Here is a 13,375-nt window from a genome sequence, read left to right as displayed (position 1 = left end):
CCGCCGACTTCCTTCAGATTCTGCGTCACCACAGACACCCTTGTCTTAAGCTAACCACTACTACTGCCTTCATGGCTCGGGACTTGCACCCTATAGATTATGCACATGCTGGGCGCACATAAAAAAGGGTCTAGGAAGTTCCTAGCCCTTTTAAAATGATACCATTACTCTATTTTTGCCATTTTCTTTTGCTTCGTATAGTGCATCATCGGCATTTTTAAATAAAACGTTAAGTGATGCATCTTTATGATCAGTCTTATTCCAAGATGATACTCCACATGAAGTCGTAACTTTTGGTTTCGATATCTTTTCGACTTCTTCTATAATGCGTATAGCAACTCTTTTGCCATCCTCTACCCCAATTCTAGGTAGATAAGCTGCAAGTTCTTCCCCACCCCATCTAGCTGCAACGTCTGTAGATCTAACAACTCTTTTTATGATATTTGAGACTTGTACAAGCACATCATCACCAATTTGATGACCGTATTGATCATTTACTTTCTTAAAGTCATCTATATCCAGTAATATTAATGTTCCTTTTTGATCCTCTTGGATACTTTTTAGAATTTGTTCTTCTAAATAAGCACGAGAAAATAAATTAGTTAAATGATCCGTAGCTACTAATTGTTCTAAACGGTCTTGAAGAATCGTATTACGTAATGCTAATTTTGTTGGTTCCATTACATTTTGAACCAATGTACGATCTTGATAAGTGAACTTGCATATATCTCTATGTAGCATTATTACGATTCCAGCTAATCCTTTAGTCTCGATTTTTACAGCTAGGATCGAATTAAATGGAAAGGATTGAAATGCTTCTTCTGAACAAGCATTTACCTTTAATAAAGTTCCATCATGATCAATTGTTGATTTTATAATGTGATGAATAAACAGTTTTGCATCTTCTTCAAAAAAATAGCTTGTACTACCTTTTAAAACCTCATATGGTTCATTATCATGCAAGAGGATTAACGCAATTTCCTCACATTGAAATGTTTCTTTAAAATGATCCACTAAGCAGTTTACAACATCTAATATATTTAAATTTTGATTTAAGTTTTGTGATATTTCATTGACAAATTGAGTTCGTTTCGCGCTTTCTTCAATTTGCTTATATAACTTAGCATTTTCAAGTGCTGTACCAGCTTTGGTTGCTAAAATATTAAAGAATTCTTCTTCCCACTTTAAGTACTCTACGGCTTTATCACTTTCTACTTTAAGTACTCCATAAACACCTTGTTGACCTTGAATTGGTATATACATATTTGTTGAATTATTTGTTTTTTCAAATGTAATAATATTTTCACTATAAGCTTTAATGATATATGGGTTAGCATCTTTATCCATTGGAGAAAATTGCGCAATAGGCAAATGCGATGGTTCAATTGTTTGATTTGTAAAAAGTAATTGATAATTAAAGTTAGGATACACAGTGCGAAGCGATGAAATGATTTCTTCTAATACATACTCAATCTCGAAAGAGGAATGAAGTTTCGATGTAATCTTGGATAGTTCAAAATACTGTTTCCCTTGCTCAATCGTACGTAGAGCACGTGTACTAACATTTTTAAAATTAAATGTCACTTCATGGAAATTCAACAAAAATTCTGAACTAAATTGGTCCATCAGCTCTTCTTTACCACTAAAATCTAATTCAACAAGAGATAGTCCTTCTTCATCATGACTCCAAAGATAAATCGTTTTTTGTAGGCTACTTTTATAAATAATATATTTTTCACTTTGTATAAACTGAATTGGAAAATGTTGCTCGTTATCAATCCGAATAAGTTCTTTTGAATAGATTGAAGAGTTTATAATTTTTATCCCCTCAAAATATCCGACACGATTTATATAATGATGGACAGATACTGAGGTAGGCATTAATAATCGACAAACTACTTTCGCATAGTCTTCATAGGATTGAACAAAGTTTTTATAATCATCTTGACGACTAACAAAATCAAAAAATTCCGACTTCATTTCAAATAAAATTTCTTTTTCATTGATTTTCATATAGCTCACCTACTTGCTATTAAAAAATATACTATTTTAACTAGTTTTTATTATAAAACAATTAGTTATTATTTCCTACAATTATTTTATTACAAATATATACATTTTATGAATAATTTTACTATTCAGTCGAATCGCAACATTATCTTTTTACTATTTTTTATTATTTTTAAGCATGATTTCCTATTTTAATGGTGCATGGTTACTTCCAATAAACTAGATTTAATTTAATAAACATTGACTATCAAATTAAATCTAGTTATACTATTATTTGTGTAAAATAACGCAGCGTTGTTAGTACGCATTTGATTTTATTTTGTTCCTCATAGTATATGAGGTGTCACCACGTAACTCAGGCTGCTGGAGCGAAGGTACATGAAAGCAAAATAAGCAATTACGGAGCTACACGGACGTTTTTATTTTACTCCAAAATAAAAACATAAAGGAGGAGTCATCTATGGCTCGTTATACTGGACCAAGCTGGAAATTATCTCGTCGTCTAGGCATCTCATTAACTGGAACTGGTAAGGAATTAGAAAAACGCCCTTACTCTCCTGGTCAACATGGACCAAACCAACGTAAAAAATTATCTGAATACGGTTTACAATTAACAGAAAAACAAAAACTTCGTCACATGTACGGAGTTAATGAGAAGCAATTCCGTCGCACATTTGATGCTGCTGGTAAATTCTCTGGTAAACACGGTGAAAACTTCATGGTTCTTTTAGAATCTCGTTTAGATAACTTAGTTTACCGTATGGGTCTTGCTCGCACTCGTCGTGCAGCTCGTCAATTAGTAAACCATGGTCACATTTTAGTAAATGGCAAACGCGTTGATATCCCATCATTCCGCGTTAAATTAGGTCAAACAATCAGCTTACGTGAAAAATCATTAAACTTAGCTGTTGTTAAAGAAGCTGTTGAAGCTAACAACTTCGTACCTGAGTACATCACTTTCAATGCTGACAAATTAGAAGGTACTTTCACTCGCTTACCTGAGCGTTCTGAATTACCAGCTGAAATTAACGAAGCTCTTATCGTTGAGTTCTACAACCGTTAATTTTAATGACAGTATTCAAAACCCCTTTGGACTTTTCCAAAGGGGTTTTTTTTATCTACTTCTATTTTATTCATGCCTACATCTGCTTCAATAAAATAGCTTTTAAAATAGATATCGGCTCTCTTAAGTATGCGTTAGGAATAGCTTTAAGTGGTGTTTTTGCAGGCAAACCATATACATTAAGTCCTACTTTTCTTGCCATTTTCTTTGCTCGATAAAGATGATAGTCATTAGAAACAACAATTCCGATTTTCGCACCTTTTGGAAGCAGTCGTTTAGAAAAAATAAAATTTTGGTATGTATTTGTCGATTGATCTTCTTTTATGATTCGCTGCTTTTGAATGCCCAGCTGAATTAATTCTCTTTCCATGCATTCTGCTTCAGAAATCTTTTCTCCTTTTCCCTTTCCACCTGAAACAATTACTACCGTATTTGGATTGGAATTTGCATAGTTTGCTGCTACCTTTATTCTATTTTTCAGAGACTTTGACGGTTTTTCCCCTTTTACTCTTGCCCCTAAAACAATTAAATAATCTGCATTTTTCGGAGCAGCTTCTTGATATTGACGAAACACTAGGAAAGATGTAAATAAAAACATACTAACTAAAACAATCCCAACAATGCAGATTGACCATACTACATATTTATTTAGAAAAAACAAACCGTTACCTCCTAATTCCCTTTTCTTCATTTTATAAGAAAAATGCCTAACATTTCCATAAAAAAAGAGACTATCTCTAAAAGAATAGAGATAGCCTCTAGGTTTACCTATATAAATTATCTTGGATATTTTTCATCCATTAGATTTTGTTGCTTTTCTTTTGATTGTCTTTTTTGAAATGCTTTTGTTTTTGCATCTACATGGTTTGCGTCATTTGGCCAATTTTTCTTAGAGCCTCCAGCTGCATGACTCATACACTATCCCTCCATTACTTTAAATGTACTAAGTTAGTGTGTGCAGTCACCTTAAGTTTATGCAAATCCAATAATTAAAGTGTAATTAAGAAATATTTCTTTTTCCCGCGACGAATAATGATGAATTGTTCTTCGATTGCATCTTCTTTTGTTAATACTTTTGCAACGTCTTGGATACGATCACCATTTACATATACTGCACCATTTTGAACATCTTCACGTGCTTGGCGTTTTGATGGTGAGATTTTTGATGCAACAAGTAGGTCAACTAAGCCCATTTCTCCTTCTTCTAATTGGAAAGATGGTACATCTTTGAAGCCTTGTTTAATTTCGTCTGCTGTTAGTTCTTTTACTGAACCACTGAATAGAGCTTCTGTAATTTTAATTGCTTGCTCTAGTGCTTTTTCACCGTGAACTAGTTTCGTTACTTCTGCAGCTAACGCTTTTTGAGCTGCACGTTGTTCAGGCGCTTCTAAGAATTGTTTTTCCAGTTCATTAATTTCTTCATGTGATAAGAAAGTAAAGCATTTTAGGTATTTTACAACATCACGGTCATCTGTATTGATCCAGAATTGATAGAATTCATAAGGAGTTGTTTTTTCAGGATCTAACCAAACCGCTCCACCTTCAGTTTTACCAAATTTCGTTCCATCTGCTTTTGTAACAAGTGGAACTGTTAAACCAAATGCTTTTGAATTTTCTTCCGTTTTACGGATTAATTCTAAACCTGATGTAATATTACCCCATTGATCACTTCCACCAATTTGAAGCTTACAATTATGATCTTGGTATAATTTTAAGAAATCATATGATTGAAGAATCATGTAGCTAAATTCTGTAAATGAAATTCCAGCTTCTAAACGTGAAGCAACAGTATCTTTCGCTAACATGTAATTTAATCCGAAGTTTTTACCGACATCACGTAAGAATGTGATAACGTCTAATTCGGCAGTCCAGTCATAATTATTCACTACTTTTGCGGCATTCTCACCGTCAAAGTTTAAGAATGGAATTAATTGCTCATGAATACGTTGACTATAAAATTTAACTGTATCAGCTGTATTTAAAGTACGTTCAGCTTTTTTACCACTAGGATCTCCAATCATACCAGTTGCTCCACCAACAAGCGCAATCGGTTTGTGTCCAGCTAATTGGAAGCGTTTAAGCATTAATACAGGTAATAAGTGACCAATGTGTAAGCTGTCACCAGTTGGATCAAATCCACAGTATAACGAAACAGATTCCTCTCCTAAAAGTTTTGTAAGACCTTCTTCATCTGTCATTTGATTAAGTAATCCACGAAACTCTAAATCCTTAAGTATGTTTACCATCGTTTCTTCCTCTCTGGTATTTCTACCTCTCCATTTAATTTAATGTTTAATAGTGCAAATAAAAAGCCCCTACTGTATAAACAGTAGGGACGAATGTATAAATCCGCGGTACCACCCTGGTTGTAGTGCAATATGCAACTACCTCTTAAAACAGTTAACGGCTGTTTTCCGTTCTTATCCTCAGTTGTTACACTTCGAAAAAGAATGCTCCAGGGTGTAATTCATGTGATCGCACGTACTGATTTTCACCAACCATCAGCTCTCTAAAACGAAATCATTCACACTACTAAGCCTTTCAAAGCTCAATATTAAGACATATGTATTTTTTATAACATAAGATTAAAGAATAAGTCAAATAGATATTTGTAATATCTGCTGGTTACTCAAGTGTATTTATATAAATCTGTTTTCGTATACATTGTTGCTATTTTAGAATGCGTAGTTGATTACAACTCCAGGTTGCTCCCTTTCCGTGGGGCGTGAGCTGAGCCTCCTCGGCAAGCCTGCGGGGTCTCAGCCTTCCCGCTATTCCCACAGGAGTCTCGCACCTTCCGTAGTAATCAACTTCTATACCCACAGTTATTAAAAACATTTTATTTAGAAAAGAGACACCCATGCTAATAAAATTCTCACCATAGCCCATGAATATAAGTAATTCATCTTATAATGATTGTCTTTTAAGATATTATTTCCAGGGTAGCCTTTTTTAATTTTGGTCCAGTTAAAGTAAATCATTGAAAAACAAGACCATCGTTTTAAATCAATTAAAATAAATCATTCAAATTTATTACTCCAATTTATTACTTCTGCATCCAGTATACTAACTTCACCTAAACTTAAAATATGTGGAATAAATGAGAATAGTCCAAATCTATTCCCTTTCTTATTTTCTTCCTCGTAGTAATCAATAGTATCTTTTGAGACTTCTGTTAACCCCTTATATTCTTCAATATCAATAATATTAACATCATTCCTATCTATCTCAGCAGCTGGTCCCTTATAATTTTCTTTTCGATATAAATAAATTGCATTCTTATTATTTATTAAATTTTTTGTCGGAATCTTATAAAACATTAAATCTTTTTTTGCATTAACCCCCACCATTTTTAATGCATTATAAACAAGATTAGGTTGTATAGGTAAAAAATGTATTACGTCATTCCACAAACAATTCAGTTTTGGAATATCTTTTTCCAAAAGTTTGGGGCGTTCAGGGTGGTCATAATATTTTTTGGCATACTGCTTATATAGTTCTTCATCTAATTCTTTTATTTTATTTAGTGAGAAAAGTGTTTCACCATTCATTTTATTTGGAACCATATGATAAACGTACTTAATAAAATCTCCCCCTTTATTCATTATCATAGATTCTATTTTCAATTAATTTAGTCCTACGTACAGCTAAAAACATTAACACTAATATATTTCTCATTTTTCAACATAATAAGATACGGTTTCTCTTTTTCCACCTAAAAAGAGAAACCGTATCAAGAGTAGACTAATTATTAATCTTCCATTGTAGACAAATCACCAGTTGGTAAATTTAATTCCCACGCTTTTAATACGCGGCGCATGATTTTACCGCTGCGAGTTTTCGGAAGTTTGTCACGGAACTCAATGATTCTAGGTGCAGCATGAGCAGCTAATCCTTTTTTCACGAAGTTACGGATTTCTTCTTTTAATTCTTCGCTTGCTTCAAATCCATCACGTAAAGCTACAAATGCTTTAATGATTTCTCCACGTACTGGGTCTGGTATACCAATTACACCAGCTTCTGCAATTGCTGGGTGCTCTACTAGCTTACTTTCTACTTCAAATGGACCTACTCGTTCCCCTGACGTCATGATGACATCATCAACGCGACCTTGGAACCAGAAGTATCCATCTTCATCCATATAAGCTGAGTCGCCAGAAACATACCACTCATCATTAACGAAATATGATTGATATTTTGCTTCGTTGTTCCAAACCGTTGCCATCATTGATGGCCATCCTTTTTTAATTGCTAAATTTCCCATTGTATATGGAGGAACTTCATTTCCGCTATGATCTACGATTGCTGCTTCTACTCCAGGGAATGGTTTACCCATTGAACCAGGTCGAATTGGCATACATGGATAATTACAGATCAACTGTGCTCCAGTTTCAGTCATCCACCATGTATCATGAATACGAAGATTAAACACCTTCGCTCCCCATCTGACCACCTCGGGATTTAATGGCTCTCCAACACTTAAAATATGGCGTAAAGAGCTTAAATCAAATTTTGAGATCAACTCATTTCCAGCACCCATTAACATACGGAAAGCAGTTGGCGCACTGTACCAAACTGTTACACCAAAATCTTGAATTGTTTGATACCATGTTTCAGGTTTAAATCTGCCACCAAGCACAACGTTAGTAGCACCATTTAACCAAGGGCCAAATATACCATAAGAAGTACCTGTTACCCAACCTGGGTCAGCAGTACACCAATAAATATCTTCTTCTTGTAAATCTACTACCCATTTTCCAGTTTGATAATGTTGAATCATTGCTTGCTGAACATGTAAAACCCCTTTTGGTTTACCAGTTGAACCGGAAGTATAATGCAAAATGAGGCCATCATTTCTTTCAAGCCATGTAATATCTAATTTGTTACTTGCTTCTTTAAAATGAGCTTGGAAATCTACTAGTTTCCCGCCCTCTTCTATATTGTCACCTACTAAAAAGATTGTTTTTAATGCAGGCAGATCATTAATTGGTACGCGAGATAATAAAGCTGGCGTCGTAATTAATACTTTTGCTTCACTATCTTCTAAACGGTCCTTTACAGCACCTTCCATGAATGCTTCAAATAACGGACCTACTATTGCTCCTAATTTTAAAGCTCCTAATAAAGCAAAATAAAGTTCAGGCTGACGTGGCATAAAAATAAAGACACGGTCACCTTTTTCTACATCACCAAATTGTTTTAATACATTTGCAGCTTTGTTGGACTGATCCATCATTTCTTTAAATGTATATTTTTCATTTCGTTGTTCGTCACGATAATAAAGGGCTACTTTATTTTTTCGATGAGTGTTTACATGTTTGTCAATTGCTTCATATGCCACGTTATACTTTCCAGTTGTATGCCACGTGAAATTCTGTTCTACCTCTTTCCAATCAAATGCAGAGTATGTTTCTTCATAGTTTTCTAAGTTAAAGTGTCCTTTATAAACAGGAAGCGCTTCCACTTTCATCAAAATCCCTCCTTATGTAACTGATAACTATAATTATAACTTGGTAATAATATTTTTTCAGTATTTTTATAATATAATTTATTTTTAAAAAATTAGACAAAAATAGATGGAAAGTATTCATTCATTTCTTGTAAAATTACTGTAAAGTCATTTAATTTGATATGTAAAGGCCGGTGATTAACCATTGATTCATAAGAAAAAGTACTTTCAAATGACAACTGCAACTGACAATGGTCTATTAGTGATTGAAGGTCCGGTTGAAACAGAATTACTAAAAGACTACTCTTTTCACGAAGATTTAGTTGCCTTTCGATCACCCCAAAAACAACATGAAGCAATTATTGACATTTCAACCTTACCAGAAGCAAGAATTATTATCGCAAGACTAAATGAAATGATTGTTGGTTATGTAACTTTTTTATATCCTGATCCACTAGAACGTTGGTCTCAAACTACGTTAGAAAATTTAATTGAGTTAGGTGCTATTGAAGTCATTCCTGCTTTTCGTGGCTATTCAGTTGGAAAAAATATGCTTCGTATTGCCATGATGGACAGTGCAATGGAAGACTATATTATCATTACAACTGAATATTATTGGCACTGGGACCTTAAAGGAACTGGATTAAATGTTTGGGAATACCGAAAAATGATGGAAAAAATGATGAATGCAGGTGGACTTGAGCAAATGGCGACTGATGATCCTGAAATTTGCTCTCACCCAGCTAACTGTCTAATGGTTCGGTTTGGTGCAAATATTTCTCAAGAAGATATTCAGCTCTTTGATGCTCTTCGGTTTCACCAACGTTTTATGTACTAAAGGAGGGGAAAGCTTTGATTATTCAAGAAATCATGCGGAAGCAAGTAACAACATTAACAAAAGAAAATACGATCGCTGAAGCAGTCAGTTTGTTTAGAAACGGAGATTTTCGTCATATCCCTATTGTTAATGAACAAAATGAATTGATTGGGATTATTTCAGATCGTGATGTTCGCGATGCTCTTCCTTCTGTTCTTAGTCAAACATCCCAATCTAATGTATTAAATCAACCCATTGAAAAAATTATGAGTACAAATGTCATAACCTGTACTCCATTAGACTTTGTAGAAGAGATCGCCACTTATTTTTATCATTATAAAATTGGGTGTATTCCTGTGATCTCATTTGGAAAATTAGTTGGTATAGTTACAGAAATTGATGTTCTACATACACTTGTGACATTAACAGGAGCTTATCAACCAAGTTCACAGCTTGAAATACTCGTAAAAAATCAGCCTGGTATTTTAAATGAAGTCGTTTCGATTTTTAGTAGTCGAAATATTAATATTGTCAGTGTACTTGTCTATCCAGCGAGTGATGAACAACATAAAGTACTTGTTTTCAGAATTCAAACAATGAATCCATTACAACTTATTTCTGAAATAAAAGAAGCTGGATTCAACGTACTTTACCCAAATGAAATGGGTGTTAACTAATGAAAGATGCGTATTTAATCTATTCACCTGATTATTTGAACTATAAATTTCATGAACAACATCCTTTTAATCCAATTAGATCGAAGCTAACGTATGATTTATTAGTCTCTAGTAAACTATTAAAAGAAAATGACATAGTTAAGCCACGTATGGCTTCTGATGAAGAATTAGCTCTTTTTCATGATGAGGACTATATACAGGCTGTCAAAAAAGCTAGTCAAGATAATGGTAGTCCAATAATCGCTGAGCAATTCGGATTAGGAACCGAGGATACACCTATTTTTCAAAATATGCATGAAGCCAGTGCACTTTTAGTTGGAGGTACATTAACCGCTGTTGATCTAGTGCTCGAAGGGAAAAGTAATCACGCATTTAATATCGGTGGTGGTTTACACCATGGCTTTTCACGAAAGGCATCTGGTTTTTGTATTTACAATGATTGCGCAGTAGCAATCAAGTACATCCGTAAAAAATATAATTTAAAGGTCTTATACATTGATACGGATGCACATCATGGTGACGGAGTGCAGTGGGCTTTTTATGATGATCCGAATGTATGTACATTGTCCATTCATGAAACAGGTCGATACCTATTTCCAGGAACAGGAGCTGTTCATGAACGTGGCCAAGGAAATGGTTATGGTTATTCATTTAATGTACCCATTGATGCGTTTACGGAAGATGATTCTTTTTTAGCTGTTTATTCGAAAACCATAAGAGAAATAGCGAATTATTTTCAACCTGATGTGATTCTTACACAAAACGGTGCTGACGCTCATTTTTATGACCCTTTAACACACTTATGCACCACTATGAAAACCTTTCAAGAAATCCCAAAACTTGCACATAATCTTGCACAGGAATTTTGCGGTGGAAAATGGATTGCTGTTACGGGAGGAGGCTATGATCAATGGAGAGTTGTACCTAGGGCATGGTCATACGTCTGGCTTATGATGACGGGACAATTACCAGAGGATGACAACATACCAAATGAGTGGCTAGAAAAATGGCAATCAAAAGCACCTGTTACACTTCCTATTACATGGAGTGATGATCCATCCATTGTTACTCCTATTCCTAGAAAACCAGAAATTGAAGAATATAACTCTCAAGTTGTTCACCGCGCACTAGAACCTTTGTTTAATCAAGTAAAACGACCATTTATTTAAATACATAAAGAAAAGAAGTTGTCGTCGAATAATCCATTTCGAGACAACTTCTTTTTTATTTTGTAGATTGACGAATTTGAAGATGATGTGGAAGGATAACTGTATGATCCTCAACATTTTCCTTATTCATATATTTTGTTAATAAGCGCATAGCCACGGCACCCATATCATACATAGGTTGAACTACAGTTGTTAATTTTGGGCGTACCATTGTTGCTAATTTCGTATTATCAAATCCAATAACTTCTAAATTATTTGGAACCATAACGCCATTGTCTTGAGCACTGTGAATAACGCCAATTGCCATCTCATCATTTTCAACAAAGATTGCAGTAGGTGAAAGGTTTTTCTCTTGAAAAGCCTCATATGCTTCTATCCCAGACTCATATGTTTGATCACCGGTTGTAACATAATTTTCATCAAAAGGAAGATTTTTTTCTTCTAATGCTCTTTTATATCCACGTAGTTTACTTTGACAAATCACATCATCTTCTAATGGTCCGCTAACAAGTCCGATCTGTTTGTGACCTTTCTCAATTAAATAGGTTACAGCATCATAAGCAGCTTGTTCGTAATCAATGTTAACTGAAGGAATTGATCTTGCTTCATCGTATGTAGCAGCTAGGACCATTGGTACTCCAGCTTTTTCGTACTCTTCTTTATGTACGTCCGTGATTGTTCCTCCCATAAAAAGGATCCCATCCACTTGTTTTGCTAACATATTATTAATTAGCGATAGTTCTTTTTCAAGATTTTGATCTGAATTACTTAAAATAATATTGTATTTATACATTGTTGCAATGTCTTCAATACCACGAGCAAGTTCTGCATAGAAGCTATTAGAGATATCCGGAATAATTACTCCTACTGTTGTAGTTTTTTTACTTGCAAGTCCTCTAGCAACTGCATTCGGTCTATATCCTAAGCGGCTAATCGCTTCATTTACTTTTTTACGTGTAGTAGGTTTAACATTTGGATTACCATTAACTACTCGAGACACAGTAGCCATGGAAACATTCGCCTCACGTGCAACGTCATAAATCGTTACTGTCATATTCGCCACTCCTTTAATTTTAATATCTATTTTGTAGTTTGTTTCATAGTATAATAAATAATCAATCAAATACAAAATACTTCAATATTTCTTCCTTTTATATTAAAGCTAAATGTTCTTTGCGACAATAGTACATGTGAAAAAATATTCAAATTCACATTTAAGTATAATGTTGAATAATAGTATTTGCTGAAATCATACTAAAATAAAGACAGAGCCATAAAAAATAGCCCCATATTGAGGCTATTTCGTTTCAAGTGCTTCCTTGATTGCATCTTTTTTAATTGAAAAATGTGAAGTATGATAAATAGGTTTTCCACCTTTAAAAATAAATAACTGAGGTGATTCATGTCTCACACCTATTTGTTCAGCTATATAATTTGAAAGTGGTCTTTCATCTTGGACATGTAAAAAATAACATGGAATATCTTCAAATGATGAAGCAAAAGCAAGAAATTCCGAATAGGCAGCAGCACTGATTGGACATGTCGTACTGTGCTTTAAAAATACAAACGGATCATTTGACTGAAGTAATTCATCAAATTGTTGGGTCGTTGTAACGTGTTTTACCATGATCCTTTTTCCCTCCACGCATTGATTTGATTTTATCCCATAAGTCTGCAGCAGTTGTCCCCCACTTAAGTGCTTGCGCAAACTTTTCTGTACTAGTTTTTACAGTATCTGTGACTGATAATGCAGTCCCACGTACTTTTTCATTTAAATCATTAATTGTTTCCCCTATACCCTCTACTGACTCCGCAAGAACATCTAATGATTTCGCTCTTTCTCTCATCTCTTCTGTTAAGTCATTTGTATTTCTAATCAGTATTTTTGCTTCCTCTGCTAATTGATTAGAAGTATGTAAAAATTCTGTTGCTTCTAATGAAACGCTTTGTAAATCTTTTTGAGCCTCTGATAATGTTCCTTCTATTTCTTTAAATACCTTTTCTAAAGAAAATAGAGTTCTACTTAAGAATACTACCAATGCAACAAAAGCAATTGCTATAATGAACACACTAATCGACATTAAACTCATTTTGAGCACTCCTTTAATCAATAACAACTTACTAAATTTTGGTTATATTTGTATTATACTACAAACAATACGAGATATTAAAACAGTGTTAGGAAGTTTT

General features: G+C 34.1%; 13 protein-coding genes and 1 other annotated feature. Of the genes, 4 read left to right on the top strand and 9 right to left on the bottom strand.

The features are described 5' to 3' along the window. Positions 1-150: 150 nt before the first annotated feature. Complete coding sequence (locus J5Y03_RS14630) at positions 151-2,013, bottom strand: sensor domain-containing diguanylate cyclase (protein ID WP_209406730.1); 1,863 nt, start codon at positions 2,011-2,013, stop codon at positions 151-153. Positions 2,014-2,470: 457 nt separating this feature from the next. On the opposite strand from J5Y03_RS14630, the gene rpsD reads away from it, so the two are divergent. Beyond that, on the top strand, positions 2,471-3,073 hold the full coding sequence (gene rpsD / locus J5Y03_RS14625; RefSeq protein ID WP_209406729.1) for a 30S ribosomal protein S4: 603 nt from the start codon (positions 2,471-2,473) through the stop codon (positions 3,071-3,073). 76 nt (positions 3,074-3,149) lie between these two features. Here rpsD and J5Y03_RS14620 read toward each other — a convergent pair whose 3' ends face one another. The 5 genes from J5Y03_RS14620 to acsA all read right to left on the bottom strand — a co-directional run bounded on the left by J5Y03_RS14620 (position 3,150) and on the right by acsA (position 8,543). Beyond that, on the bottom strand, positions 3,150-3,734 hold the full coding sequence (locus tag J5Y03_RS14620) for a YdcF family protein (RefSeq protein WP_245208906.1): 585 nt from the start codon (positions 3,732-3,734) through the stop codon (positions 3,150-3,152). A gap of 116 nt (positions 3,735-3,850) precedes the next feature. Continuing rightward, on the bottom strand, positions 3,851-3,988 hold the full coding sequence (locus J5Y03_RS14615) for a hypothetical protein (protein WP_209406727.1): 138 nt from the start codon (positions 3,986-3,988) through the stop codon (positions 3,851-3,853). Positions 3,989-4,062: 74 nt separating this feature from the next. Beyond that, positions 4,063-5,319, bottom strand: a complete 1,257-nt coding sequence (gene tyrS, locus J5Y03_RS14610) for a tyrosine--tRNA ligase (RefSeq protein WP_209406726.1) — start codon at positions 5,317-5,319, stop codon at positions 4,063-4,065. Between the two features lie 82 nt (positions 5,320-5,401). Next, positions 5,402-5,627: a binding site (T-box leader), on the bottom strand. 466 nt (positions 5,628-6,093) lie between these two features. Next, complete coding sequence (locus J5Y03_RS14605) at positions 6,094-6,699, bottom strand: group-specific protein (protein ID WP_245208905.1); 606 nt, start codon at positions 6,697-6,699, stop codon at positions 6,094-6,096. Positions 6,700-6,824: 125 nt separating this feature from the next. Beyond that, on the bottom strand, positions 6,825-8,543 hold the full coding sequence (acsA, locus tag J5Y03_RS14600) for an acetate--CoA ligase (RefSeq protein ID WP_209406725.1): 1,719 nt from the start codon (positions 8,541-8,543) through the stop codon (positions 6,825-6,827). A gap of 184 nt (positions 8,544-8,727) precedes the next feature. On the opposite strand from acsA, the gene J5Y03_RS14595 reads away from it, so the two are divergent. The 3 genes from J5Y03_RS14595 to J5Y03_RS14585 are packed head-to-tail and all read left to right on the top strand — an operon-like array spanning position 8,728 to position 11,185. After that, positions 8,728-9,360 carry a GNAT family N-acetyltransferase gene (locus J5Y03_RS14595; protein WP_407648446.1) on the top strand — a complete coding sequence of 211 codons (633 nt, stop codon included), beginning with the start codon at positions 8,728-8,730 and terminating at the stop codon, positions 9,358-9,360. A 14-nt stretch (positions 9,361-9,374) separates the two neighbouring features. Next, complete coding sequence (locus J5Y03_RS14590; protein WP_209406724.1) at positions 9,375-10,016, top strand: acetoin utilization AcuB family protein; 642 nt, start codon at positions 9,375-9,377, stop codon at positions 10,014-10,016. Next, positions 10,016-11,185: an acetoin utilization protein AcuC gene (locus tag J5Y03_RS14585; protein ID WP_209406723.1), complete on the top strand. Its 1,170-nt coding sequence runs from the start codon at positions 10,016-10,018 to the stop codon at positions 11,183-11,185. The genes J5Y03_RS14590 and J5Y03_RS14585 overlap by 1 nt, the downstream gene beginning before the upstream one ends. Before the next feature lie 55 nt (positions 11,186-11,240). On the opposite strand, the gene ccpA is transcribed toward J5Y03_RS14585, so the two are convergent. From ccpA to J5Y03_RS14570, 3 genes are all read right to left on the bottom strand, one after another. Then, positions 11,241-12,239, bottom strand: a complete 999-nt coding sequence (ccpA, locus tag J5Y03_RS14580; protein ID WP_209406722.1) for a catabolite control protein A — start codon at positions 12,237-12,239, stop codon at positions 11,241-11,243. Between the two features lie 243 nt (positions 12,240-12,482). Beyond that, entirely contained in the window at positions 12,483-12,812 is a 330-nt protein-coding gene (ytxJ, locus tag J5Y03_RS14575; RefSeq protein ID WP_209406721.1) for a bacillithiol system redox-active protein YtxJ, read from the bottom strand. Next, positions 12,778-13,275, bottom strand: coding sequence for a DUF948 domain-containing protein (locus J5Y03_RS14570; protein ID WP_209406720.1), 498 nt, complete (start codon positions 13,273-13,275; stop codon positions 12,778-12,780). Before J5Y03_RS14570 ends, ytxJ begins: the two co-directional genes overlap by 35 nt. Positions 13,276-13,375 lie beyond the last annotated feature (100 nt).

The organism is Gottfriedia endophytica (assembly GCF_017814275.1).
GTDB classification, from domain to species: domain Bacteria; phylum Bacillota; class Bacilli; order Bacillales; family Bacillaceae_G; genus Gottfriedia; species Gottfriedia endophytica.
Note: the sequence above shows the minus strand (reverse complement) of the source record. Positions and strands in the feature narration are given on the sequence as shown.

What these genes read in the sequence shown, in the direction of transcription:
- ytxJ (WP_209406721.1), bottom strand. Translation starts at nt 12,812, where the DNA reads ATGGTAAAACACGTTACAACGACCCAACAATTTGATGAATTACTTCAG.
- acsA (WP_209406725.1), bottom strand. Translation starts at nt 8,543, where the DNA reads ATGAAAGTGGAAGCGCTTCCTGTTTATAAAGGACACTTTAACTTAGAA.
- J5Y03_RS14585 (WP_209406723.1), top strand. Translation starts at nt 10,016, where the DNA reads ATGAAAGATGCGTATTTAATCTATTCACCTGATTATTTGAACTATAAA.
- J5Y03_RS14615 (WP_209406727.1), bottom strand. Translation starts at nt 3,988, where the DNA reads ATGAGTCATGCAGCTGGAGGCTCTAAGAAAAATTGGCCAAATGACGCA.
- ccpA (WP_209406722.1), bottom strand. Translation starts at nt 12,239, where the DNA reads ATGACAGTAACGATTTATGACGTTGCACGTGAGGCGAATGTTTCCATG.
- tyrS (WP_209406726.1), bottom strand. Translation starts at nt 5,319, where the DNA reads ATGGTAAACATACTTAAGGATTTAGAGTTTCGTGGATTACTTAATCAA.
- J5Y03_RS14630 (WP_209406730.1), bottom strand. Translation starts at nt 2,013, where the DNA reads ATGAAAATCAATGAAAAAGAAATTTTATTTGAAATGAAGTCGGAATTT.
- J5Y03_RS14570 (WP_209406720.1), bottom strand. Translation starts at nt 13,275, where the DNA reads ATGAGTTTAATGTCGATTAGTGTGTTCATTATAGCAATTGCTTTTGTT.
- rpsD (WP_209406729.1), top strand. Translation starts at nt 2,471, where the DNA reads ATGGCTCGTTATACTGGACCAAGCTGGAAATTATCTCGTCGTCTAGGC.